Genomic DNA, 22842 nt, shown 5'->3' with positions numbered 1-22842 from the left:
AACCGGATAAGCAAATTTCTAAGTTGAATATTGGTTCAACTTTCAATATAGGCCGGCCAACGACCTGGAAATGCCAGGCAGATATTCAAGGAGGATGCTTTCATGAAATTTCAGCACAGCGTTAGTTATGCAGCGATCATCACCGGCCTCGCAGGTGGTCTTGTCGCCCCGGCCGCAGTTCAGGCTCAGTCTTCGGAAATGGCTTCGGAAGACAATGATGACGGTGCGATCGTCGTCACCGCCCGGCGCCGTGAAGAACGGCTGACCGATGTGCCGATCGCGATCACGGCTTATTCCGCGGAGAGACTGGAACAGCAAGGCGCGGTCGACATTACCGATATCGGCCTGACCACGCCCAACACGACGCTTGAATCATCGCGCGGCACCAACTCGACCCTCTCCGCCTTCATCCGCGGCATCGGCCAGCAGGATCCGGTTTCCGGTTTCGAGCAAGGTGTCGGAATCTATCTCGACGATGTCTATCTCAACAGGCCGCAAGCTGCGGTGCTGGATATTTATGATGTCGAGCGCATCGAAGTGCTGCGCGGACCGCAGGGCACGCTTTATGGCCGCAATACCATCGGCGGCGCGGTCAAATATGTGACCAAACGTCTGCCACAGGATCCATCGTTCAAGGCGCGGGTCAGCTATGGCACCTATGATCAGGCCGAGGCCGTGGTCACGGCCAGCATGCCGCTTGGCGACATTGTGCGCGTCGGCGCTTCCGGCGCCCGGCTTTCGCGTGGCGGCTTCGGCGACAATCTGACCAATGGTCTGGAAAATTATAACAAGGACATCTGGGCCGGTCGCGGCACCCTGGAAGTGGGTGGCTATGGCGAACCCGTTCTTGTCCGGATTTCCGGCGACTATACCAAGGACAAGAGCAATCCGCGCGGCGGCCATCGCCTGATCCCGGGAGCCGTATCCGGCGCGCCGGTTCTCGACGATGTGTTCGACACGCGCGGCGGCCTCAATGATCCGGTCCAGGAAATTGAAGCTTATGGCCTGGCCATGAATATCACGGCCAATCTCAGCGATACCGTGACTTTCCGTTCGATCAGCGCCTGGCGCAAGGATGACACGGCCACGCCAATCGATTTTGACGCGCTGCCGGCGGTGGATCTGGATGTACCGGGCTTTTACCGCAACGAACAGATCAGCCAGGAATTCCAGCTGCTCTACGAAGGCGACAAGCTCAATGGTCTGGTCGGCTTCTACTATCTCGACGCCAAGGCCGATACATTGTTTGATGTCCGCCTGTTCACGACCTTTGCCGGCCTCACCGCCTTTACTCAGGCCAATGTCGACACCGAAACCTATGCGGTTTTCGCCGATTTCACCTATGATTTTACCGAGCAACTGAGCCTGTCTCTTGGTGGTCGATACACATGGGATGAACGGTCGGCCGACATATTGCGGCAAAATTACCTGGGCGGCGGTTCACCGACCTTTGGCGGCGCCGGTATTCCATTCGGCGCGCCGGGCACCGATTTTGAAGGCAGCTCGAAATTCAAGAAATTCACGCCCCGCGCCTCTCTGAGCTTCAAGCCGACACCGGATCACAATATCTACGCCAGCTTCTCGCAGGGCTTCAAGGGCGGCGGTTTTGATCCGCGCGGTGTCGGCGTCAATGCACCGACGACCAATGCCAACGGCGTTCCGAGCGACGCCGAAGTCGCGTCTTTCCTCAGCTTCGCGCCGGAATCGGTCGACAGCTATGAAATCGGTTACAAGGGCAGCCTGCTCGATGGTGCGCTCACTATCGCGCTCGCCGGTTTCTACACCGATTATACCGACGTGCAGATCCCCGGATCGGTGGCATGTACAGTCGCTGGTTTGCCATCCTTCTGCGGTGTGATTAACAACGCCGGCAAGGCGACGCTCAAGGGTATTGAACTCGAGGCTTCTGCCCGGCTCGGCGAGGATCTGATGACCGGCGGCGACCGGCTGATGTTCTCCGGTGCGCTGGGCTATATTGATGCCGAATATGACGAATATATCACCAACATCGGCGGTGTTCCGACCGATGTTGCGGAATTCCGTTCGGTCCAGAATACACCGAAATGGACCGCCAGCGGGACATTGTCCTATTCGACGCCGGCGGGAGACGGTGATATCTATTTCGGCACCACCCTGTCCTATCGCAGCAAGACCAACCAGTTCGAGATTGCCAATCCCTATATCGATCAGAACGGCTTCGCCCTGCTCGATGCCAATCTTGTCTATAACGCACCGGACAAGCGCTGGAGCATCGGCCTGCACGGCAAGAACCTGACCAACAAGCGCTACAAGACATCGGGCTATACCTTTGTCGCCGCCGATCCGGTTACCGGCGAAATCGTGACCGGTGCCAACGGGCAGCCGATTGGCACGCTTGGGCCCGAAGGCACGCTGACCGCCTTCTACGGCAATCCGCGTCAGGTCTTTGTCACGGCCGGGGTGAAATTCTGACCGACGCCCGGGCAAATCCAATGACATATGCCGACCATAGCTACCGGAGCGCAGACAACCGGCTGGACCTTTATGCCCGCATCTATGACGGGGATGGTCCGCCGCTGCTGCTGATGCACGGCTTGACCCGGAACAGCGGCGATTTCGAGGCGCTGGCCGGGCATCTCGCCGGAAAATATCAACTGATTGTCCCCGACCAGCGCGGTCGGGGACGGTCGGACTATGATCCGGATCCCGAAAATTACACGCCCGCCGTCTATGTCGAGGACATGTTCGCGCTGGTCGACGGGCTGAAGCTCGGCACCATGGGCATGATCGGCACGTCGATGGGCGGGCTGATGGCCATGATGATGGCGGCCAGAACGCCCGACCGATTCAACAGCCTGATATTGAACGATATCGGACCGGCGGTGGAAGCAAGCGGCCTCGCCCGGATCCAGTCCTATGTCGGCCAGCCGGCGGTCTTTGACAGCTGGCAGCAGGCGGCTGACCATTGTCAGGCGGTGCAGAGCGACAATATGATCGGTTTTGGCGCCCGGGACTGGATGGCTTTCGCCCGCAACACCTGCGAAGAAACACCGGACGGTACGATCCGCTTTGCCTACGATCCCGCGATCTCCGATGGTCTGTCGGGCAGTGAGCAGACCGTGGTGCCGCCGGATCTCTGGCCCATGTGGGACACGCTGTCCGCCCTGCCTGTGCTGGTCATTCGCGGTGCATTGTCAGACATATTGTCCCCCGCTACCGTCACCGAGATGGAACGCCGGCATCCGGACCATTTTCGCGCCGTGAATATCGAAGACCGCGGCCACACGCCAATGCTGGACGAACCCGGTGCGCTGGAAGCGATTGACCGTTTCTACGCGGACCTAGGCAAATAGATCCCGGAGCAGCTAAGCATGAAAAGCCGGACGACCTCACCCAATATCGCGCTCGGCATGTTGCTGCTGGTCTATATTTTCAATTTCGTCGACCGCCAGATACTGGCGATCCTCGCCGGGCCGATCCAGGCCGATCTCGGCTTGAGCGATACCCAGATGGGGCTGCTCGGCGGCATTGCCTTTGCCCTGCTCTATTCGACGCTGGCCGTGCCGCTGGCCTGGGTAGCGGACAAGACCAGCCGCAGCTGGGTGATCACCATCTCGCTGGCGATCTGGAGCGGATTTACCGCGCTGACCGGACTGGCGCAGGGCTTCTGGTCGATCTTCCTGAGCCGGCTGGGCGTCGGTATCGGCGAAGCGGGCGGCGTTGCGCCGTCCTATGCGTTGATCGCCGACCATTTCCCGAGCGAGAAACGGGCCCGGGCCTTGGCGATCTATTCGCTCGGCATTCCACTGGGTTCAGCCACCGGGGTGATCGCGGGCGGCTATATCGCGGCGACTGTAGACTGGCGACTAGCCTTTTTTGTTGTCGGGCTAGCGGGCGTATTGATCGCGCCCTTTTTCAAATATTTTGTGCGCGACAAGAGCAAAGCTCCCGCACCGGCAGACCAGACGGTCGCGCCATACAGCTTCAAGGGTACCGTGGTCCTGCTGGCAAAGAAGAAGGCCTTCTGGTTTTTCGCCTTTGGTGCGGCCTCCAGTTCGATGCTCGGCTATGGCATCGCCTTCTGGCTGCCCAGCCTGCTGCAGCGCAGCTTTGGCCTGAGCCTGATCGACACGTCGCTTTTTTTCGGCGCAATCCTGCTGATCGGCGGGGTCGCCGGTGTGCTCGGCGGCGGCATGATCGGCGACTGGCTGGGCAAGAAAGACAAGGCGGCCTACGGGCTGGTTCCGGCAGCGGCCTTCCTGCTGGCCGTGCCACTGTTTGCCGCCGGTATCATGAGCGGTTCGGCGACCGTCGCCTTCATCCTGTTCCTGATCCCGCAGGCGCTGGCCTATTTCTGGCTTGGCCCCGTCCTCTCGGCGGTCCAGCATCTGGTTCCGGCCGACGCACGCGCAACGGCTTCGGCCCTGTTCCTGCTGATCAACAATCTGATCGGTATCGGCGGCGGCATATTCTTCCTCGGTGCCCTGTCCGACGCGCTGATGCCGATCTACGGCGAGGAAGGCTTGCGCTATTCGATGCTCTACTCGCTGACCTTCTACGTGATTGCCGCCCTGCTGATGGCGCTCGCCGCGCGGCCGCTGCGCAGCGAATGGGTCAACGAGGGCTGATCAGCTCTCCGGCACCGTATAACAGTCCCGGTAGGCGGTGAGCTTGCCATCGGCGACCCGGTAGAGACCGACGCCCTCGATATCGCCATCGGGACGCTTCCACAGCCAGCGCGACCAGGCGACCTGTTCGTCGCCGGCAATTTCCAGCACTTGGAAATGCATCTTCTTGTCTGCCAGTTCTTTTGTCAGATGATGCAGCAGCGCGGAGATCGCTTCTATGCCTTCGATCCGGCCGATCGCAGGGTCCTCGAACACCGCATCGTCGGCGAACAGGGGGATCAGCTTGCTATAGTCATGGCCATCCTGAAGCTCCCAGAACGTTTCAATCAGCGCTTTTGCCTGTGCCATGTCTATTCCCTCACTCGCTCATGATCGCATTATGTTTCAGCGTCTGCTTTTCCAGCGCCGCTTCGAACGCCTGTTCCATTTTCGCGATGAAGACGGAAAACTCGCTGTCATTGACAAAGGCCAGAGGGTCGCCAGCCGCGAGTTTCTCCTGCTTGGCCGCCATGCCGAAAAACTGCGGATGGTTGGACAGAAAGACGTCGGGTTTCCAGTCCCTGGTCAGCGCGAACGTCTTGCGATAATCCTCGACGATACCTTCATATTGAGGCGGTCCGATCAGCCGGTTGGCGGCGACCGAGGCGGAGCAGAAGAACAGCGTCTTGTAGCTCCTGCCGTCCTGTTCGACATCCATGGTCCATGAGGTGCAACCACGGGTGTGGCCCGGCGTCAGGCGCGCGGTGAGCGCCACATCGCCAAGCTTCACGACTTCGCCGTCGGCGATGAGCCGGTCGACCTTGACCGGCGGCGCGCCCATCGAGGCGTCGTCCTCCGAACCGAGATAAAAGCCGCCCTCCAGCGCCGACCGGTCGCCTTCGCTGGCGAGCAGTTTCGCGCCGGTGAGCTGCTTCAGCTCGGCTAGGCCGCCGCTATGGTCGAAATGGGCGTGGCTGTTGAGCAGGATTTTCACGTCGGCTGGATCATAGCCAAGCTGCCTGATATTGTCCCAGACCAGCTGGCCCTGGCCCGGCATGCCGCCATCGATTACGATATGGCCTGCGCTGGTGGGGATGAAATACATGCCCAGCCCTTCGGTACCGACGAAATATACGCTTTGCCCCGCGTTACCGATCATCCGGAACGGTTCGATATTGGCAAACCAGGAAGGGAATTGTTTTTTCATGGCAGACAGCGCAGCGCTCTGGGCAGCGGTCTGATCGCCGGTAACCGCCAGGCTGTCCGGCGTCCCACCGCTTTCCTCCGGGACGACTGGTGCGCAAGCCGCGAGACCCGACAGCCCCAGCAACAAAGCCGATTTCATCGCTCGCATATTATTTCTCCCTCTCCCTGTCCTATCTACCGTAAACCGACTTTGCCCGCCGCTATCTTTCGAAAAACTGAACCGTTTCCGCATCCATCGGGAACATCAGTTCGATCCGTGTCTCTCCCGCCCTGATATCCTGCACCGATCCGAACTGGGCGATGACGGAGAAGAGCGACAGGCGGTTCTCCCCGACACGAAAGATTGTCGGAATCACCGCCTGGTTGAGATTGATCGATCCCATATCGGCCTTGCGGACCCGCTCGTGCTCGGCCAGCCGGGCGGCCAGCGCGGAGAGCTGATCATCCCCGCCCAGTTCCAGTATCTCGGTGCGCAGGCGCGAGAGGGACAGGACCGCCACCTCGTCCCAATTCTCGATCAGGTCGAGCCCCGCGCAGTTGATCAATATGTCGATCAGATTGGCCGGACCGCCCGGGCTGGCCAGCGCCAGGATCATCTGCGCGCCCTGATTGCTGCTGGCGATATTCCAGTGGCGGTCGATGGCATAGCCGGGAAAGGGATCATGATGGTCGAGCATCGTGCGGATCGCCTGGTTGACCGGAGCCAGTTCGGGCGCGTCGTCGGACAGACTGGGATAGACCGGCGCAAAGCCCGCGGCATGGAGCGCCTGATTGGCGGCCGACCGGGGAAGGTGCAGGGCTTCGGAAAGACGCAGCACCATCTCGCGACTGGGGTTAGCGCGGCCCGATTCAAGAAAACTCAGATGCCGGGCCGACATTTCCGCCTCGAGGCTGAGGTCAAGCTGGCTGAACCGCCGCGTCTTGCGCCAGTCCTTCAATATCGCACCAAATTCCGACGGCATGATCGTCTCCCGCATCCAGTTCCCGGCTCATAACCCGATAGCATGAAATACCCCGCATGCACTTACCCCGCAGGTAATTGTTTTGATGACCGCCGCATGGTCTAAAGGCAATGAAACCGAAGGAGGAGCAGATCATGTCACCACAAGCCGCTGGCCGCTATATCCGTATCGTCGGCAGTTTTTCGATCATCGTTGCCATCATATTCGCTTTTTCAGGGGTGAATGACTTTACCGGCGCCAACGAGATTTTCTTCCAGTTCGCCTCTTCCGGCGGCAATGGCGTGGCCGGGCTCGACACACCGGAAGCAAAAATGGCGATGGCGATCGCCGGCGGCGTCTTCGCTGGACTGATGGCCATGTATGTCTTTATCACCGCGCCCGGTATCGAACAGGGCAGCGACCTGATCCGCAAGGGATCAATCTATACTTTCCTGGTCTGGTTCGCGGTCGACAGCGGCGCATCGGTAGCCTCGGGCAATGCGCCCAATGTCATCCCCAATAGCGTCTTCCTGATCGTCTATCTGACGCCGCTGCTGCTGGTCAAACGGGCAGCCTGAACCGCCCGCTGGAAACAGGGAACGCTGCACTTGATGCGGAGTTCCGGAGGCTGGACACCGTTTGCCCGGCAGAGCTCCGCATCAAGTGCGGAGCACATCCCGACGTTAGGTCCGTTCGTTCACATCCTTGACCCAGGGACCGAAGGGTGAATTGCCGAGCATGGCAAGCTGCGTCTGCGCGCTCACCTGGTTGATCGCCAGTTGCGGTTTGCCGCCGGGATGGACGGGAAGCCGCAGCGGCCTCTTGCCAGGAGCCTTGGCAATCACGTCGGCAATGGCGCGCGGCACGTCGATCGGATCGGTCGACCCGCCGCTATTGCGCAGCGCACCGTCGACCAGCGCCTGATAGGCCGCCTTGCGCTCGTCATCGGCTCGTTCCAGCATCGGCGCGGTATATTGATTGCCGTTTTCCCAGATTTTCGTCGGGAAGCCACCGGGCTGCACGATGGTCACGTCGACACCGTGCGGAACGAGCTCATAGGCCATTTGCTCGCTCATCGATTCCACCGCGAATTTGGTTGAACTGTAGAAGCCCATGCCCGGCACCATCACCCGTCCGAGCTGTGACGAGACATTGACGACCAGACCGGATTTCTGCGCGCGCATCTTGGGCAGGGCCGCGCGGGCGACCCGCTGGTAACCCATCACATTGGTGTCGAACAGAAGCTGCATGGTCTCGAGATCCTGCAGCTCCACCGGAGCGCCGGTGCCGATTCCAGCATTGTTGATGACAACATCCAGCGCGCCGCCATTCAAACGCTCGGCTTCGGCGACAGCCTTGTTCACCGATTCGTTCGACAGCACATCGAGCTCGAGGATGGTGATATCCAGATTCTTGTCCTTGGCCGCCTTGGCCAGCGCATCACCTTCCGCGCGCGGCAGATTGCGCATGGTGGCAAAGACTTTCGCGCCCTGTTCGGCATAGAGGATCGCGCCGAGATAGCCGAAACCGGAGGAACAGCCGGTGATCAGGATCGACTTGCCGCTGAGGTCCGGCTTGCCTGCAACGTCGGTCGCGGTCGCCGGACCGGCGGACATCACAGCCCCGGTGGCAGCACTGGCCGCGAGCAGCTGGCGGCGGTTGAGGGATGGCATTTTGCTTGTTTCCGGCATTGAAGGACTCCTAAAATCTCTATCTGCTGCTACACTAGCATGAAATCCGTTCCAGAGAGAACGGGATAAAGGGAGAGCAGCATGCGGATAGAAAAAGCCGGCGAGGCGGTCGGCGCGATTGTCGAACATGTCGATGTCACCAGCCTGAGCGATCAGCAATTTGCCGATATCCGGCGCGCCTTTCTCGAACATGGCAGCTTGTTCTTCCGCGACCAGAAGCTGACCCCCCGAAGACCATATCGCCTTTGCCAGACGCTGGGGCGCGATCGACCTCAACCGCTTTTTCAAGCGGCGCGACGGCTATCCGGAAATTGCCGAAGTGCTGAAGGAACCGGACCAGCAGCTCAATATCGGCGGGGGCTGGCACACCGATCACAGCTATGACCAAGCGCCGGCCATGGGGTCTATCCTATACGCGCTGGAAATCCCGCCGAGCGGTGGCGATACCTTGTTCGCCGGCATGGCGGCGGCCTATGACGCGCTCGATGACGAGATGAAAGACCGGATCAAGGACTTGAAAGCGCGGCATGGCAATGCGCATGTGTTCGGCGAGGAGAGCGCCTATCGCAAGGCGATCGGCGACCGCTACACCAATGCCGATCAGGCGGGGCAGAGGGCGATCCACCCGGTGGTGCTCGCCCATCCCGAAACCGGAGTGAAGGGCCTCTATGTCAATCCCGGTTTCACGCTAGAGATTGTCGACATGGATCCGGACGAGAGCCAGGCGCTGCTGCAGCAGCTCTATGACCATATCATGCAGGACCGCTTCCACTATCGGCACAAATGGCGCGAAGGCGATCTGGCGATGTGGGACAATCGGTCGACCTGGCATTATGCCCTGAACGACTATCAGGGCCACCGCCGCTATCTCAACCGGATCACGATCGAGGGTGTCGCGCTGACGTAAATTGCGCCGGGCGGATCAGATCGCGAATCCGAGCGCCCAGAAGGCCATGGTACCGATCGCCAGCGAAACAAGCGTCTTGCGGCGATAGGCGCGCGCCATCAGCCCGACGACCAGACCGCCGACAATGACCAGAAACAGGGCGATGCCCGCGATCAGCTGATAGGATTTGAACAGCGCGGGGCCGTGGCCCTTGTGCAATTCCATCATCGCATATTGAAAGCCGGGCTTGTGCAGCGATGCCTCCAGACCATCAGGCGTCTCGTTGATCCGCGCAAAGGTCCGCGAGGTCGGCCGGGTGGTCATCTTTCCGTCCCGGCTGCGAACGCTTTCGATGTCCAGATCAATGCCCTGCGCCGCGAGAACAGCGCCGATATCCTGTGTCAGCGTCGGGCTGTCCGGATCGATCTGCGTATCGGCGGGCAGTTCAATCGGAATATCCTCGATCGACGCTTCCACCCCCGCAAGCTTGAGCGCGCCGGTAATGCCGACCAGCAGAAAGGAGGGTGCCAGAAAGGCGGCAAGGAACAGATGAACCAGTATCAGCAGGTTCCGGGTTTTGACTTTATTCACGCAATATTTCCTTAGCGCTGGAACCGGCCGGCAAATTTGGTGAAGGCGAGATGCAGCTTCTGCCGGTCCGACCGGCCAATCATCTCCCCGAGCAGGCCATGGAAATGTTCCGGTTCCCGCTGAACCGCCGCCGTTGTCAGATCGAGCATCAGCATCTCGTCATAGCTTGTCTGCTGGCAGCAGGGCCGGTGCACGGCCACCGGCTCGGGCCAGCAATCGCTCATCAATTCGATGATATGGGCGAAATGGCGGGCCGCGATTTCATCCCCCAGTTGCTTGACCAGATAGGGTTTCGGGTCCTGATGCTTGCGCCACGCGAGCACGGCAATCCGCATCGAGACAATTATCCGCATTTGCGCAGCGGGCAAGGCGGCGATCTTGGGGGTCGCGGCCAGCGATTGCGCAAATGCGGATATCGGCCCCGGCATCAATAGTCTGCTGATGCTGGAGCTGTCTGTGCAGCGGCCTGGGACGGTTGCTTACTGGTTGCGTCCCGTATCAGCGCCCGCGCTTCGTCGACCGCTGCAGTTTCGGTCAACGTTCCATCGGCAATTTCCGTACCCATGGACAAAAGGCGCGCACTTATGACGGTTCCGGTCTGCGCTTCCTCCTCGACGGTCACGCCGCCATGAACAGCGATCGCGGCATCCCACTCTGCCCGCACCTGCTCCCAATAGCCTCTGGTTTTCGCCCAATAGTCATCCGCCGCGCTGACGCTATAGCCGTCGAATTTCGTGTATGTGTTGAGCACCGATTCCTGGACATAGGGAACGGCCTTGCCGTCGACCGTCTTCATCTTTGTATTGTCCTGCCAGTGGATCCAGCCACCGGGCATCGGCTGGTGCCGGTTGATCGCCTGATAATGGTCATAGACCGGATCGCGCACCGCGTCGCGGCGGGCCAGAGGGCGGGCGGTCCAGTCGCTGGTCCAGCTGCGGACGCCGTTGACTGTCTGCCATTGGCCGACACCGCCATAGCGGGGGCTGTCGTCGACCTGCCAGACGGTTTGCGACCAGCTGCCCTGGCGTTCGGATTCCGGAACATCCCTGTTCACCCATTTTCCGGCCCCGGCATAGACCAGCACCTTGGCCGGTTCATAGACCCAGTCCTGACGCCAGTGCTTGATGATAAACGTATTGCCCTCATGTTCGGCGACCAGAAGATGCTGCAAAACGATTTCCCGGCCGGTATCCTTGATCACGCGGACACTTTCATGGCCGCCGGAAATTTTCGCCTTGATCGGTTCGTAATCGTCCCGCCATGATGTGGTTTCCGCCATATCGAATTTGACCTTATAGTCTCCCGCCATCGCCAAAATGTCGGCGCGGTCCTGTTCGAAGGACACCTGCGCAGTCGTCGCCACCAGGTGCGGCTGGTCGCCTGCGGCCAGCGCCGGTGATGTCGCCATGGCCAGCGCAAACAGGGCTGTTCCCCAAAGTGTCGTCAATTTCGTCTTCATCTTTATTCTCCCCCTGCAATTAGAATGATATGCTGAGCGAAACGCTGGCGTTGCGGCCCGGCTGCGTGAAGGCGTCGATGATCGGTGATGTTGCCTCCAGCCCCCGGACGCTGCTCCAGACCCAGTATTTCTTGTCGGTGATGTTGAAAATGCCGGCCCGCAATTTGAAATTCTCGGCGATCCGGACATAGGCCGTGGCGTCGACGATCAGCGATTCATCCGGTCGGAAGCAGGCTGCGCTGCATACGCCGGTGGTTTCGTTAAATTCCTTCTGCGCATTATAGCTGAAGATCAGCTCGCCCCCGAAGGCACCGGTCGGTTCGCGATAACCCAGACCCAATATAGCGTTGATCGGATCAACCGTACCCAGCGATGCCGGCGGATTGTTCGGTGACTTCACCGTGCCGTCGGCAAAAGCAACGGCGAAGCGGGCGCGGAAGCCGTTGTCGGCTTCATAGCTGGCCTTGGCCTCGACACCCTTGACCGTCACATCATCGAGATTGATGAACTGGTAGATCGCCGGATCGGTTGGCGTGAAGCTGCCGCCGACAACTTCCTGACTGATGAAGTCGGAATAGTCGGCGGTGAAGGCGGTCAGCGACAATCCGACCTTGTCGGTTGCATAGCGGATACCGGCCTCGAAACTGTCGCTGGTTTCCGGTCCGAGATCGGGATTGGCCGCCGATGTGTAGCCGAAGGCGAGATTTTCAAAGAAATTATTGACCTGGCTGGGCGTCGGCGCGCGGAAACCGCGAGCATAGTTGCCGAACAGGCGAATATCGCCGAGTTTGACCACCGCGCCAAGCTTGGGCGACAGTTTCGATCCGTCCTGCGCGCTCGGCGTAAAGCTCGGCAGCAGCGGATCGTCGGTCGGGTTCAGATCGTAAAAATCGTAGCGTAGCGCCGGATAAAGCGTCACCATACCATCGGCAAATTCGATCGCGTCGCCGATATAGAAGCCGCCGAGTGTGAAATCCGTCTTCGGAAAGGCCCGGCTCGGAAAGACCTCTCCGAACGGCGGCTCGGTGCCGTCGCGCAGACCATCCTGCTCGGTCTTGCTGATATCGCCACCAAAGGTGATCGTATGCTTGACCGCGCCGGTGCTGAAGGTCGAGCGGAATTCGGCAACCGCACCGATAACTTCATTGTCAAATGTGTTCAGCCGTTCCCGGTCCGGGCGCGGCGTAGAAGAGGTCGGCGTTCGCTCTTCTAGCGCAAATTGCCGGTCGGTCCCGTCCTGCCAATAAGCGGCGAGATGGGCATAGTCGATAAAGCCGGACCCTTCTTCACCGGCATCATAGGTATAGTCGAGCGACACGCGGCTGCGCTTGGTTTCATCCAGTGCCGTCAGATTGTCGACGATCCAACTCGGCGTGGGGCCGAACAGAAAGACCGGACCACGGCCCGACAATATGTCCGAGGAAATCTCGCGTTCGAGATATTCGCCGGTCAGACGAAGCTTGTGGGTGCCATTGTCCCAGACCAGCTTGCCGAGAAAGGCGTTGGACTCGCCCTCCTGCGGATTGGGGGTGGTGCGGGTCGCGTCTTCCGTGTCGATCGTGCCCTTGTTGTCCAGCTCTTCGAAATCCCGCCGCGAATAGGCCAGCATGGCCGAAAAATCGCCCGTTCGGCCAGCCAGCGCTATGGTCTCGGAAAATTCCTGATCCTCGGAACTATATTGCGCCCGGGCAAAGCCGCCAAAGCTGTTGCCGTCGCTGATGAAGTCCACGGGGTCGGAAGTGATGAAGCTGACCGCACCGGACAGCCCGTCGCTGCCATAGAGCGCCGAGGCCGGACCGCGCAGGATCTCGACCGACTTGATCAGGCCGACGTCGGTCGCATTGCCGCGCCCGACTTCCTGCGCGCCGAAAGTATAGCCCTGGGGAGAACGAATGCCATCGACCTGAATAAGCACCCGGTTGCCACCAATACCGCGGATATTGAAATCCTCGTTGCCGGCCCGGCCTGTGGTGCCGAGCGCCGCGCCGAAGCGCGCGGGAGCACGGCGCACCGTTACACCCGGTTCAAAGCGAACGATATCGCGGACATCGGTCGCCATTTCATCGGCGATCTGCTCCTCGTCGATGACCGTGACCGTGGCCGGTGCATCCGCGACATCCACGGGCGCACGGGTCGCCGTGACCGTGATCGTGTTGTCATCCGCGAAACCGGCAGCATCGTCACCCGCGGCCATCGCCGTGTGGGAAAAGCCTAGTGCCAGAAAACTGCATGTAAATGCAGTCCCCCGATGACGAAAGTTCGGTTTCATGAATTGTGCCCCTGATTAATGATAATGCGAATGATTCTCATTCTTAAATAATCAACTGTCACTCAAGCTGTCAAATCATAATTGAGAAATTTGGAAATATGCCGGATTTCCGGGACTTCAACATGAGGCGTGAGCAGCCGAGCTGGCAGATACAGGCGCGCGGAACTCTTTCACCAGACTGGCTTGACTTATATGCAACTTGTGTCATATTAATATTCCACTAGTAGAATATTGGAGAGACGGGATGTCCCTGAAATATGCAATTCTGGTCTGCCTGTCGGACGGACCAAAATCGGGCTATGACATTGCCAAGCAGTTTGATGAGAAGACCGGCTTTTTCTGGCGCGCACGCCATTCGCAAATTTATCGTGAACTGGGAAAGATGAAGGACAATGACCTGGCCCGGGCCGAGGAAGTCGAGCAGTCCGGCAAACCCAACCGAATCGTCTTCACCATCACTGAAGCAGGCCGAACGGCCTTGCTGCAATGGTCCCGCGAACCCTCCGAACCACAGGTTCTGAAGGATGATTTTCTGGTGCAGCTCTACGGCATTGAATCGATCGATCTGGATGCGCTGCGCCGCAATCTGCTGTTGCGGCTAGAACGGCATCAGGACCGCCACGCCGAGTATCTGGTGAAACAGAAACTGCTGGAAAATGGCAATTCGCTTGGAGATCTCGGGCGGCAACTGGCGCTCGATGTCGGTATCCGATGGGAACATGAATGGATGGACTGGTGTACCAAGGCGCTGGAAAAGCTGCATCCCGACGCGCTGGCAGACGCGCGGGCCACACCAACAAATATCATTCCGATGGACATGGGGGAGACGAGAAATGCTGAGCGATAAACGCCGGACCTTGCTGGTTTTGAACGGGGTCGGGCTGTTGCTGTCTGCGGCGCTGAGCGGCTGGCTCTATTTTTTCTTCCTGCTGGGAGCGCTTGACCTGTGGCCCCTGTTTACCGACATTCCGGTGGAAATAGGCGGCGATCGCCGCGCTTGGAACATGGCGCATCTCGAAGGCATCACCAATGGCCTGATCCTCATCGCGCTGGCCGCTGCGGCGCCCTTTGTCCGGCTGGGGCCGAAAGGTCAGACCTGGCTGTTCTGGTCCTCCCTGACCTATGCGTGGCTGTTCACCCTGCCCGCCATTGCCAATGCCCTATTCGGCACAAGGGGACTGGAATTTGGCGGCGGCCCCTTTGGCGGCGATGTGACGGTCAACAATGTCATTTATCTGTTCGGCTGGCCGCCAATCATCGCTGTTCACATCGGCTTCGGCCTGTTTGCCTGGGGCGCTTGGCAAAAATATAGATCGCTGGAGTCCGGCGCGTGAACGCACCGACCAGACAGCCGCCGCAGTCCGGCGAGATCATCGTTCGCGCCATTCCCTTTGCCTTTGCCGAGAATATCGATCCGGCATGGCATCCGGATCGACGGGAATGGAGCCATATGGCGAACGGCGCGTCTCTGACCATGCCCTATCTTGAGCCTTTTCTGATCAAGACGGTCCGCGAGGCTCTGAAAAAAGCGAGCAACCCGCAGCTGAAGCAGGACGTTCACGGATTCATTGCGCAGGAAGGCAATCACTTCCAGAACCACCGCCGCTATAATGAAATATTGAAACGCAATTATCCGGAACTGGCCGATGTCGAAAGCGAAATGGCGGCGGACTACAAGCGGTTCCAGACCAAGAGCCTGCGGTGGCGTCTTGCCTATACCGCCGGTTTTGAAACGATGACCATGGGCATAACCGAATGGCTGATCGGGGACCGGCGCAACCTGTTCAACGATGCCGATCCCTCGGTTTCATCGCTGATCCTGTGGCACATGGTGGAGGAAACCGAGCATAAAAATGTCGCTTATGATCTCTATCAGCATCTCTATGGCCAATATTGGCCCCGCGCCTGGGGTTTGGTTTACGCGAGCTGGCATGTCGCCCGGTCGAGCCGCAAGGGATATCGGCGCATGCTGAAACGCGACCGATTATGGAACCGCCCGGCCAGCCGGTTGCGGCTCTGGGCCATGGTGATACGCTTTCTGATGAAGGCCTCACCCGCCATGTTGCGCTCACTGGTGCCCGGCTATCATCCCGGCAAGGTGACGGACCCCGAGTGGGTGGCCCGCTGGACCAGCGCCTATGCCGGTCTCCCGGAGGACGCGATCCCTCTGCTCGATACAAGCGATCCGGAGATCCCGGCACAATTTGCGTAACAGCAGACCGGACGCTTGCCTCTTTATCCGTCCGGCGCGAATTTGCTCCGGGTCCGGTTGGCTATGGCGACCAGCGACAGCATCACCGGCACTTCGACCAGCACGCCGACCACGGTGGCGAGCGCCGCGCCGCTGCCCAGTCCGAACACACCGATGGCCACGGCTACGGCCAGTTCGAAGAAATTGGACGTCCCGATCAGCGCGCAGGGTGCGGCGACATTATGCGGCACTTTCCACGCCCAGGCGGCGGCATAGCTGACGAAGAATATGCCATAGCTCTGGATGATGATCGGTACCGCGATCAGCGCGATCAGCAGCGGCTGGGTCACGATGGTCTGCGCCTGAAAGGCGAACAGCAGCACCACCGTCAGCAACAGCCCCAAGACGGACAAAGGCTTGACCCGGTCGGTAAAAGCGGTGACGGCCGCTTCCCCGCTGCTGGACCGGGCCAGCAATGTGCGGCGGGTCAGCGCACCGGCGACCAGCGGAATGACGACATAGAGTAGGACCGACAGCAGCAAAGTCTGCCACGGCACGGCGATATCGGCAACGCCGAGCAGCAGCGCAACAATCGGCGCGAAGGCGAAAATCATGATGATATCGTTCACCGACACCTGCACCAGGGTATAGGCGGGATCACCCCTGGTCATCTGCGACCAGACGAAGACCATCGCCGTGCAGGGCGCAGCGCCGAGCAGGATCAGCCCGGCGATATATTGCTGCGCATCATCGGCGGACATCAGCCCGGCAAATATATATTGGAAGAATAATACCGCCAGCGCCGCCATGGTGAAGGGCTTGATCAGCCAGTTGACAATGATGGTTATGAACAGGCCCTTCGGCTTTTCGCCGATATGCCTGAGGCTGGCAAAATCGACGCCGACCATCATCGGGTAGATCATCGCCCAGATCAGCACCGCAACCACGAGATTGACCGAGGCATATTCGAGGCGGGCGAGGATCGCGACCGCGTCGGGCGCCATATTGCCGATCAGGAGTCCCAGTAATATCGCGGCTCCGACCCAGAGCGACAGCCATTTTTCGAACAGGCCGAGCCCGGCGTCCGCCGGGCTTTCAAGGGGTTGCGTTGCCATGTATCAAACTCCGATTTTCTCTGCGCCAATTTCCCGGAGCCGGTTCTGCAGGCTCATCTTGTCAATGCTTTCCAGCGGCAAGGCCAGAAACAGGCTGATCCGGTTGAACATCATCCGATAGGCTTCGGTGAAGGCCGCCCGCTTCTCGGCCTCGCTGCCGGTTGCTGCGGCGGGATCGGCTATGCCCCAATGAGCGGTCATCGGCTGACCCGGCCAGACCGGACAGGTCTCGCCGGCGGCATTGTCACAAACGGTGAAGACAAAGTCTAGCGCGGGTGCGTCGGGTCCCGCAAATTCGTCCCAGTTCTTGGAGCGCAGTCCCGCAACCGGATGCCCCATGGTTTCGAGCAGATCAAGCGCATAGGGATGAACCTGTCCGGCCGGATTGCTGCCCGCACTCAGGGCATTGAACCGCCCCTTGCCTTCGCGTTGCAAAATCGATTCCGCCAATATCGAGCGGGCGGAATTGCCGGTACAGAGAAACAGCGCGTTATAGATTTTGTCGCTCATGACAGGGCAGCTTTCGAAGGCGCGTAGCAGCTGGTTTCGGCAGCATTGCGCGACACGGCGGACAGTTCGGGCGAATCGCCATAGACGACGGATTCACCGTCGGTGTAAAAGGCTTCCCAGACGACGCCGTCGGGATCGGCAATCCAGCTTTTTTCCGACTGGGCATAGCAGCAGGTGGTCTGCCCCTCTTCCAGAACGGGCGCGTCGGCCTTGCGCAGGCGGGTGAAGACCTGTTGAAGTTCTTCCGGATTTTCGGTCTGGATACCGAGATGCTCGATGCCCTTGGCCGCATGATCTTCCGACGAGATGGCAAAATTCACACGCGGATCGTCGAGCATCCATTTGGCATAATCATCTTTGACCACCGTCGGCTCGGCGTCAAACAGCGTAGAGTAAAATTGGATCGAGGCGGCGAGATTATCCACGCCGACATGGATGTGCATCCGTTTCATTGGCAGAGCCTTTCGAGTTGGTTGGTAAGGGGCGCGCATTCCTCGCCGGAACAGCAATTTTCCAGCAGGAAGGCGACGAGGCCGTTCATCGCGGCGAGATTGGCGCGATAGATGATCAGGCGGCTGTCGCGCTTCGAGGAGACAAGATCGGCGCGCGACAGGGTGGCCAGATGCGAGGACATGGTATTTTGCGGAACGTCCAGCCGCCTGGCGATCTCTCCCGCCGGCAGGCCGGCCGGTTCATGACGGACCAGCAGCCGAAAAACATCGAGCCGGGTATTCTGCGCGAGCGCACCGAGCGCCTCTATTGCCTTAATCGAATCCATATTTCTATATATGTCGATATATGGATGATTGTAAAGCATCAAATGCAAGCAGGGCGGTTCTTTGTCTGACAGATGCTTGTCGAACCCCGTCGCGCCCAGTAGAGACGGGTTCAGATTTTCCTTTCCGGATGGAACCCCGCATGACCCTGATCGGCCCCGCCTCGCACAGCTATTTCTCGCAACGGCTCAAACTGCATTATGCGGACTGGGGCAATGAGGACAAGCCGCCGCTGATCCTGCTCCACGGCGGCAAGGACCATTGCCGCAACTGGGACTGGACCGCACAGGCATTGCGCGACGACTGGCATATCATCTGCCCCGACGTTCGCGGCCATGGCGACAGCCAGTGGAGCACCGACGGCAATTACGCCAATATGGCGATGGTCACCGATCTGGCGCAATTGATCCACCAGCTCGACCTGTCGCCGGTCACCATCGTCGCGCACAGCATGGGCGGCAATATCGCGCTGCGCTATACCGGCCTCTATCCCGATACGGTGCGCAAGCTGGTCGCGATCGAGGGGCTCGGCCCGAGCCCCGAGATGCTCGCCGAGCGCGAGAAAATCGGCCAGCTGCAGCGGGTGCGCAACTCTATCGAGGAAAAGCGCAAGGCCGCCGGGCGGCAGGTCAAACGCTATCCGACATTCGAGGACGCGCTGGGCCGGATGCAGGACGCTAACCAGCATCTGTCGGATGAACAGGCCCGCCATCTGACCACCCACGCGGTGATCCGCAACGAGGATGGCAGCTATAGCTGGAAATTCGATCCCTATGTGCAGCACTGGGACAGCATCGACCTGTCTCAGGACAGCATTCACGAATTGTGGGGCAATATCAGCTGCCCGACCCAGCTCCATTACGGCGCCGACAGCTGGGCCAGCAATCCGGAGAAAGACGGCCGCATGCAATATTTCGGCGACAATGTGACAGTGAAGGAATTTGCCGACGCCGGCCACTGGTTGCACCATGACCAGTTTGAGCTGTTTGTAGAGACGCTTCGGGAGTTCCTTTAAATCTAAGCAGATGGCCCTGCTCTGATAAACAGAAACCCTCAGCCGGATCGCCGCTTAGGTATATTCCCTGCGTTTAGTAAGCCTGTGACCGATGTTACAAGCACTCACTATAGGAAGTTCATGGGTCAAGCGCATTGGCATTTCTTGCGATCGAGCCATATCATCGCCGCCGGTTCCACAGCATTCCGGCGACAAGAAGCTTGCGGATGATTGACCGGTCGGAGGTGTGACAGCATCAAATGATTCGCTTCTTGTTTAACTACGCACAAAAAGAGGCCTCATATGAAAGCAACCGCACCCCCCGCACGCTATTCGTCCCTTTCAATTTTCCTCCACTGGGCAATGCTGCTGCTGATATTCGCTGTCTATAGCGCCATTCTCCTGCGCGAGAATTTTCCCAAAGGCAGCGATTTCCGCGAAGGATTGAAGAGCTGGCATTTCATGCTCGGCCTGTGCGTGCTGCTCCTCGTTATCATCCGGATAGTCACCCGGCTTGTCACTGCAAAACCGCCGATCAAACCCGAGCCACCCGTCTGGCAAATGCTGTTCGCCAAGGTCACGCATCTGGCGCTCTATACTTTCATGCTGGCAATGCCGGTTGCCGGATGGCTGATCCTCAGCGCCGCTGACAAGAGCATTCCGTTCTTCGGCTTGGAGCTTCCCGCGCTGGTTACGCCGGACAAGGCTCTGGCGGGGCAAGTGAAGGAATGGCACGAAACATTTGGCACGGTCGGGTATTTTTTGATCGGCCTGCATGCCTTGGCGGCGTTGTTCCATCATTATGTCGTCAAGGACAATACACTCCGGCGGATGCTCCCCGGCAAGCGCTAGGGGTTGCAGCTGCTAGCTGAACGGCCAACGCTCAGGAAATCATTGTCTGCAAGGTCGCGATCCGGTCCGCCTCTTCCGCCGGCTTGTCCTTGCGGATGCGGTTGATGCGGGGGAAGCGCATGGCGAGGCCGGATTTGTGGCGGCCGCTTTCGTGGATGGAATCGAACGCGACTTCGAGCACCAGTGACTTCTTCACCTCGCGGACCGGGCCGAAGCGGTTCAGCGTATTCTGCCGGACGAAACGGTCGAGCCATTTCAGCTCTTCGTCGGTGAAACCGGAATAGGCCTTGCCGACCGGCAGCAGTTCGCCGGCCTCGGTCCAGCAGCCGAATGTATAGTCGGAATAGAAGGACGCGCGCCGCCCGTTGCCGCGCTGGGCGTACATCATCACGCAATCGGCATTCAGCGGGTCGCGTTTCCACTTGTACCAGTGACCGGTGACCCGGCCTGCCAGATAGGGGCTTTCCCGCCGCTTCAGCATCACGCCCTCGATCGCCGCGTCGCGAGCCCCGGCGCGCATCATCTCCAGCGCGGCAAAATCATCGACCTCGACCACCGCCGACAGGTCAAAATGGTCGGCATTGAGTTTCGGCACAAAGCGCTCGAGCCGCTGGCGCCGTTCGTGCCAGGGCGAGGGGCGCAAATCGTCATCCCCGTCCATCAGCAGATCATAGACCCGGACAAAGGCGGGAAATTCCTGCCGCATCTTTTTCGAGACCGTCTTGCGCCCCAGACGCTTTTGCAGCGCGTTGAAACTGGCCGCTTCGCCGCCCTGATCGGTGCCGCGCACCAGTAATTCGCCATCAATCACGCCGTCACGGTCGAACGCCTCGACAATGTCGGGGAAGGAGGCGCTGATATCATCGCCGCCGCGGCTGTAGAGCCGGGTCTCGCCGCCGAGATGCACCGCCTGCACGCGGATGCCGTCCCATTTCCACTCGACCGCATATTGGCCGAGATCGAGACTGTCGCCCTCGAACGGGTGCGACAACATGAACGGCCGGAAGAAAGGCGTCGCCGAAAGGTCGGGACGATCCCCGCCCTGCTCCGCCCATTGAAACAGAGCTTCGTAAGGTGGATCAAGCGCGTGCCAGAGCTCCTCGACATCGTCGAGCGCCACATCAAAGGCCTGCGCGAAAGCGGTTTTCGCCAGCCGTGCCGACACCCCGACCCGCATCCCGCCAACCGCCAGCTTGAGCAGCGCATAGCGACTGTTCGAATCCAGGCTGTCGAGCAGGGAAGCGACAATGTCGGGAGCGGTTGCGCGACTGGCAGCGGACAGCGCCTGCACCACTTCGTCGATGCTCGGATCGCTCTGCTCCCGCCCTTCCGCTTCCGGCCAGACCAAAGCCACGGTCTCGGCGGTATCACCGACATGATGACGCGACAGGCGGAACAGTTCTGGATCAATCCGCGTCCCTGCCAGATTGCGGATGGTGGCGGATTTCACCGCCGGAAAGTCGAGACTGTCGGTCAGCGCCGCCAGCGCCCAGCCGCGATCGGGATCGGGCGTTTCGCGCAAATAGGTGGAAATCGCCGCCAGCTTGGCGTTGCGCGACCGGGTGTAGACCAGACTGTCGATCAGGGCGGCAAAGCGGCGCATCAGCCGTCATCCCCTTCTTCGCGCCCGACCATCGCCAGCGCCCGCGCCTTGATCTGATGCAGCTCGCACCAGCGCAGCAGGCCGTCCTCGCTGCCATGGGTGATCCAGGTTTCCTTCGGCGCCAGTTCGCGGATCGTCTCGGTCAGTTCATCCCAGTCGGCATGGTCGGAAATGACCAAGGGGATCTCGACCCCGCGCTGCCGCGCCCGCCCGCGCACCCGCATCCAGCCGGACGCCATGGCGGTCACCGGATTGGGCAGCCGCCGGCTCCATTTGTCGGTCAGCGCCGAGGGCGGCGCGATGATGATCTGGCCGCGCATCTCGTCCTTCGGCGTATCCATCACCAGCCGCAATTCGCCCAGCGACACGCCGAGTTCCTCGTAGAGTTCGCACATCCGGACCTGCGCGCCGTGCAGATAGATCGGCTTGTCCCAGCCCGCCCGGCGCAGCTCGGCAATCACCCGCTGCGCCTTGCCCAGCGCATAGGCGCCGATCAAGATGCTGCTGTCCGGCTCGGCGTCTAGCCGCGCAAAAATCTTGGCGATCTCGCCCGCGATCGGGGGATGCTGGAACACCGGCAAGCCAAAGGTCGCTTCGGTAATGAATATGTCGCAGGGCACCAGTTCAAACGGCGCGCAGGTCGGGTCGGGGCGGCGCTTGTAATCGCCGGTAACGACCACCCGCTCGCCCTGATATTCCATCAGCACCTGGGCCGAACCCAGCACATGGCCCGCCGAATGCAGGCTGAACCGGACCCCGCCACGCTCGAACCCCTCGCCATAAGCGGTGGGTGTGCCCGCCTCGGTCCCATAGCGCAGACCCATGATCGCCAGCGTCTCCGGCGTCGCCCAGACATCCCTATGCCCGCCGCGCGCATGATCGGCATGGCCGTGGGTGACGACGGCATTTTCCTTCGGCACGGACGGATCGATCCAGACATCGGCAGGCCGGACGTAGATGCCCTGCGGATGCGGCTCGATCCAGTGTTTCGCTTTTGCCATGGCCTAATAGCGTATTGGTGTAGGAAAGGTTCCGGTCAAGAGCGAGCGGGACCTGAAACACGTTCCGGATGACGAGAGCGCAACACATTATGTGAACCCAATGTGATAATCACCCTAGACCGATCACACCCCAATGTGATACCCGGTCTCCAACATCACATTGAAAGGCCG

Annotated in this window: 25 protein-coding genes; 11 read left to right on the top strand and 14 right to left on the bottom strand. The window is 60.0% G+C overall.

Annotation, left to right across the window (positions count from 1 at the left end):
- The first annotated feature begins 102 nt into the window (after positions 1–102).
- The 3 genes from BOSE62_RS14490 to BOSE62_RS14480 are packed head-to-tail and all read left to right on the top strand — an operon-like array spanning position 103 to position 4607.
- Complete coding sequence (locus tag BOSE62_RS14490; RefSeq protein WP_159647396.1) at positions 103–2451, top strand: TonB-dependent receptor; 2349 nt, start codon at positions 103–105, stop codon at positions 2449–2451.
- A 20-nt stretch (positions 2452–2471) separates the two neighbouring features.
- Positions 2472–3332 (top strand): alpha/beta fold hydrolase, encoded by an 861-nt coding sequence (locus BOSE62_RS14485; protein ID WP_159647394.1) that lies wholly within the window; start codon positions 2472–2474, stop codon positions 3330–3332.
- Positions 3333–3350: 18 nt separating this feature from the next.
- Entirely contained in the window at positions 3351–4607 is a 1257-nt protein-coding gene (locus BOSE62_RS14480) for a spinster family MFS transporter (RefSeq protein WP_159647392.1), read from the top strand.
- On the opposite strand, the gene BOSE62_RS14475 is transcribed toward BOSE62_RS14480, so the two are convergent.
- From BOSE62_RS14475 to BOSE62_RS14465, 3 genes are read right to left on the bottom strand one after another with little or no spacing between them, the layout of a single operon-like run.
- Entirely contained in the window at positions 4608–4955 is a 348-nt protein-coding gene (locus BOSE62_RS14475) for a nuclear transport factor 2 family protein (protein WP_159647390.1), read from the bottom strand.
- Between the two features lie 10 nt (positions 4956–4965).
- Entirely contained in the window at positions 4966–5940 is a 975-nt protein-coding gene (gene bla / locus BOSE62_RS14470) for a subclass B3 metallo-beta-lactamase (protein ID WP_159647388.1), read from the bottom strand.
- Between the two features lie 52 nt (positions 5941–5992).
- Positions 5993–6754, bottom strand: coding sequence for a helix-turn-helix domain-containing protein (locus BOSE62_RS14465; protein ID WP_159647386.1), 762 nt, complete (start codon positions 6752–6754; stop codon positions 5993–5995).
- 134 nt (positions 6755–6888) lie between these two features.
- Here BOSE62_RS14465 and BOSE62_RS14460 point away from each other — a divergent pair, with 134 nt between their 5' ends.
- The gene (locus tag BOSE62_RS14460; RefSeq protein WP_159647384.1) at positions 6889–7311 is read left to right on the top strand and encodes a hypothetical protein; all 423 of its coding nucleotides are present in this window, start codon (positions 6889–6891) and stop codon (positions 7309–7311) included.
- A 105-nt stretch (positions 7312–7416) separates the two neighbouring features.
- On the opposite strand, the gene BOSE62_RS14455 is transcribed toward BOSE62_RS14460, so the two are convergent.
- Positions 7417–8424, bottom strand: a complete 1008-nt coding sequence (locus tag BOSE62_RS14455) for an SDR family oxidoreductase (protein WP_236554057.1) — start codon at positions 8422–8424, stop codon at positions 7417–7419.
- Between the two features lie 81 nt (positions 8425–8505).
- Between BOSE62_RS14455 and BOSE62_RS17420 the strand changes: the two genes are divergently transcribed.
- Both BOSE62_RS17420 and BOSE62_RS14450 read left to right on the top strand, forming a co-directional pair.
- A complete protein-coding gene (locus tag BOSE62_RS17420; RefSeq protein WP_236554055.1) occupies positions 8506–8808 on the top strand; it encodes a TauD/TfdA family dioxygenase in 303 nt (100 codons plus the stop codon).
- Positions 8744–9331, top strand: coding sequence for a TauD/TfdA dioxygenase family protein (locus tag BOSE62_RS14450; protein ID WP_443028810.1), 588 nt, complete (start codon positions 8744–8746; stop codon positions 9329–9331). The genes BOSE62_RS17420 and BOSE62_RS14450 overlap by 65 nt, the downstream gene beginning before the upstream one ends.
- 15 nt (positions 9332–9346) lie before the next feature.
- Here BOSE62_RS14450 and BOSE62_RS14445 read toward each other — a convergent pair whose 3' ends face one another.
- Genes BOSE62_RS14445 through BOSE62_RS14430 form a run of 4 tightly spaced genes read right to left on the bottom strand, consistent with a single transcriptional unit; the run spans position 9347 to position 13629 of the window.
- A complete protein-coding gene (locus BOSE62_RS14445) occupies positions 9347–9901 on the bottom strand; it encodes a hypothetical protein (protein WP_159647382.1) in 555 nt (184 codons plus the stop codon).
- 11 nt (positions 9902–9912) lie between these two features.
- Complete coding sequence (locus BOSE62_RS14440; RefSeq protein ID WP_159647380.1) at positions 9913–10329, bottom strand: hypothetical protein; 417 nt, start codon at positions 10327–10329, stop codon at positions 9913–9915.
- Positions 10329–11360 (bottom strand): DUF6607 family protein, encoded by a 1032-nt coding sequence (locus BOSE62_RS14435; protein WP_159647378.1) that lies wholly within the window; start codon positions 11358–11360, stop codon positions 10329–10331. The genes BOSE62_RS14440 and BOSE62_RS14435 overlap by 1 nt, the downstream gene beginning before the upstream one ends.
- Before the next feature lie 19 nt (positions 11361–11379).
- On the bottom strand, positions 11380–13629 hold the full coding sequence (locus BOSE62_RS14430; RefSeq protein ID WP_159647376.1) for a TonB-dependent hemoglobin/transferrin/lactoferrin family receptor: 2250 nt from the start codon (positions 13627–13629) through the stop codon (positions 11380–11382).
- 244 nt (positions 13630–13873) lie between these two features.
- On the opposite strand from BOSE62_RS14430, the gene BOSE62_RS14425 reads away from it, so the two are divergent.
- Genes BOSE62_RS14425 through BOSE62_RS14415 form a run of 3 tightly spaced genes read left to right on the top strand, consistent with a single transcriptional unit; the run spans position 13874 to position 15841 of the window.
- A complete protein-coding gene (locus tag BOSE62_RS14425) occupies positions 13874–14476 on the top strand; it encodes a PadR family transcriptional regulator (RefSeq protein ID WP_159647374.1) in 603 nt (200 codons plus the stop codon).
- Complete coding sequence (locus BOSE62_RS14420) at positions 14463–14963, top strand: hypothetical protein (protein WP_159647372.1); 501 nt, start codon at positions 14463–14465, stop codon at positions 14961–14963. The genes BOSE62_RS14425 and BOSE62_RS14420 overlap by 14 nt, the downstream gene beginning before the upstream one ends.
- Entirely contained in the window at positions 14960–15841 is an 882-nt protein-coding gene (locus tag BOSE62_RS14415) for a metal-dependent hydrolase (RefSeq protein ID WP_159647370.1), read from the top strand. The genes BOSE62_RS14420 and BOSE62_RS14415 overlap by 4 nt, the downstream gene beginning before the upstream one ends.
- Before the next feature lie 23 nt (positions 15842–15864).
- On the opposite strand, the gene arsB is transcribed toward BOSE62_RS14415, so the two are convergent.
- From arsB to BOSE62_RS14395, 4 genes are read right to left on the bottom strand one after another with little or no spacing between them, the layout of a single operon-like run.
- The gene (gene arsB, locus BOSE62_RS14410; RefSeq protein ID WP_159647368.1) at positions 15865–16935 is read right to left on the bottom strand and encodes an ACR3 family arsenite efflux transporter; all 1071 of its coding nucleotides are present in this window, start codon (positions 16933–16935) and stop codon (positions 15865–15867) included.
- Between the two features lie 3 nt (positions 16936–16938).
- Positions 16939–17445, bottom strand: coding sequence for an arsenate reductase ArsC (locus BOSE62_RS14405; protein ID WP_159647366.1), 507 nt, complete (start codon positions 17443–17445; stop codon positions 16939–16941).
- Complete coding sequence (locus BOSE62_RS14400; protein ID WP_159647364.1) at positions 17442–17897, bottom strand: ArsI/CadI family heavy metal resistance metalloenzyme; 456 nt, start codon at positions 17895–17897, stop codon at positions 17442–17444. Before BOSE62_RS14400 ends, BOSE62_RS14405 begins: the two co-directional genes overlap by 4 nt.
- On the bottom strand, positions 17894–18223 hold the full coding sequence (locus BOSE62_RS14395) for an ArsR/SmtB family transcription factor (RefSeq protein WP_159647362.1): 330 nt from the start codon (positions 18221–18223) through the stop codon (positions 17894–17896). Before BOSE62_RS14395 ends, BOSE62_RS14400 begins: the two co-directional genes overlap by 4 nt.
- 140 nt (positions 18224–18363) lie before the next feature.
- On the opposite strand from BOSE62_RS14395, the gene BOSE62_RS14390 reads away from it, so the two are divergent.
- Positions 18364–19236 carry an alpha/beta fold hydrolase gene (locus tag BOSE62_RS14390; protein WP_159647360.1) on the top strand — a complete coding sequence of 291 codons (873 nt, stop codon included), beginning with the start codon at positions 18364–18366 and terminating at the stop codon, positions 19234–19236.
- A gap of 282 nt (positions 19237–19518) precedes the next feature.
- A complete protein-coding gene (locus BOSE62_RS14385; RefSeq protein WP_159647358.1) occupies positions 19519–20067 on the top strand; it encodes a cytochrome b in 549 nt (182 codons plus the stop codon).
- 31 nt (positions 20068–20098) lie between these two features.
- Here the strand turns inward: BOSE62_RS14385 and BOSE62_RS14380 are convergent, their stop codons facing one another.
- Both BOSE62_RS14380 and BOSE62_RS14375 read right to left on the bottom strand, forming a co-directional pair.
- On the bottom strand, positions 20099–21670 hold the full coding sequence (locus BOSE62_RS14380; protein WP_159647356.1) for a cisplatin damage response ATP-dependent DNA ligase: 1572 nt from the start codon (positions 21668–21670) through the stop codon (positions 20099–20101).
- The gene (locus tag BOSE62_RS14375) at positions 21670–22671 is read right to left on the bottom strand and encodes a ligase-associated DNA damage response exonuclease (RefSeq protein ID WP_159647354.1); all 1002 of its coding nucleotides are present in this window, start codon (positions 22669–22671) and stop codon (positions 21670–21672) included. The genes BOSE62_RS14380 and BOSE62_RS14375 overlap by 1 nt, the downstream gene beginning before the upstream one ends.
- Positions 22672–22842: the final 171 nt, after the last annotated feature.

This window comes from Sphingorhabdus sp. 109, assembly GCF_902506555.1.
Classification (GTDB): Bacteria; Pseudomonadota; Alphaproteobacteria; order Sphingomonadales; family Sphingomonadaceae; genus Parasphingorhabdus.
Note: the sequence above shows the minus strand (reverse complement) of the source record. Positions and strands in the feature narration are given on the sequence as shown.

Bases quoted from the DNA above. Each gene is read 5' to 3' on its own strand.
- BOSE62_RS14490 (WP_159647396.1), top strand. From the start codon at position 103: ATGAAATTTCAGCACAGCGTTAGTTATGCAGCGATCATCACCGGCCTC.
- BOSE62_RS14485 (WP_159647394.1), top strand. From the start codon at position 2,472: ATGACATATGCCGACCATAGCTACCGGAGCGCAGACAACCGGCTGGAC.
- BOSE62_RS14480 (WP_159647392.1), top strand. From the start codon at position 3,351: ATGAAAAGCCGGACGACCTCACCCAATATCGCGCTCGGCATGTTGCTG.
- BOSE62_RS14475 (WP_159647390.1), bottom strand. From the start codon at position 4,955: ATGGCACAGGCAAAAGCGCTGATTGAAACGTTCTGGGAGCTTCAGGAT.
- bla (WP_159647388.1), bottom strand. From the start codon at position 5,940: ATGCGAGCGATGAAATCGGCTTTGTTGCTGGGGCTGTCGGGTCTCGCG.
- BOSE62_RS14465 (WP_159647386.1), bottom strand. From the start codon at position 6,754: ATGCCGTCGGAATTTGGTGCGATATTGAAGGACTGGCGCAAGACGCGG.
- BOSE62_RS14460 (WP_159647384.1), top strand. From the start codon at position 6,889: ATGTCACCACAAGCCGCTGGCCGCTATATCCGTATCGTCGGCAGTTTT.
- BOSE62_RS14455 (WP_236554057.1), bottom strand. From the start codon at position 8,424: ATGCCGGAAACAAGCAAAATGCCATCCCTCAACCGCCGCCAGCTGCTC.
- BOSE62_RS17420 (WP_236554055.1), top strand. From the start codon at position 8,506: ATGCGGATAGAAAAAGCCGGCGAGGCGGTCGGCGCGATTGTCGAACAT.
- BOSE62_RS14440 (WP_159647380.1), bottom strand. From the start codon at position 10,329: ATGCCGGGGCCGATATCCGCATTTGCGCAATCGCTGGCCGCGACCCCC.
- BOSE62_RS14435 (WP_159647378.1), bottom strand. From the start codon at position 11,360: ATGAAGACGAAATTGACGACACTTTGGGGAACAGCCCTGTTTGCGCTG.
- BOSE62_RS14430 (WP_159647376.1), bottom strand. From the start codon at position 13,629: ATGAAACCGAACTTTCGTCATCGGGGGACTGCATTTACATGCAGTTTT.
- BOSE62_RS14425 (WP_159647374.1), top strand. From the start codon at position 13,874: ATGTCCCTGAAATATGCAATTCTGGTCTGCCTGTCGGACGGACCAAAA.
- BOSE62_RS14420 (WP_159647372.1), top strand. From the start codon at position 14,463: ATGCTGAGCGATAAACGCCGGACCTTGCTGGTTTTGAACGGGGTCGGG.
- arsB (WP_159647368.1), bottom strand. From the start codon at position 16,935: ATGGCAACGCAACCCCTTGAAAGCCCGGCGGACGCCGGGCTCGGCCTG.
- BOSE62_RS14405 (WP_159647366.1), bottom strand. From the start codon at position 17,445: ATGAGCGACAAAATCTATAACGCGCTGTTTCTCTGTACCGGCAATTCC.
- BOSE62_RS14400 (WP_159647364.1), bottom strand. From the start codon at position 17,897: ATGAAACGGATGCACATCCATGTCGGCGTGGATAATCTCGCCGCCTCG.
- BOSE62_RS14395 (WP_159647362.1), bottom strand. From the start codon at position 18,223: ATGGATTCGATTAAGGCAATAGAGGCGCTCGGTGCGCTCGCGCAGAAT.
- BOSE62_RS14390 (WP_159647360.1), top strand. From the start codon at position 18,364: ATGACCCTGATCGGCCCCGCCTCGCACAGCTATTTCTCGCAACGGCTC.
- BOSE62_RS14385 (WP_159647358.1), top strand. From the start codon at position 19,519: ATGAAAGCAACCGCACCCCCCGCACGCTATTCGTCCCTTTCAATTTTC.
- BOSE62_RS14380 (WP_159647356.1), bottom strand. From the start codon at position 21,670: ATGCGCCGCTTTGCCGCCCTGATCGACAGTCTGGTCTACACCCGGTCG.
- BOSE62_RS14375 (WP_159647354.1), bottom strand. From the start codon at position 22,671: ATGGCAAAAGCGAAACACTGGATCGAGCCGCATCCGCAGGGCATCTAC.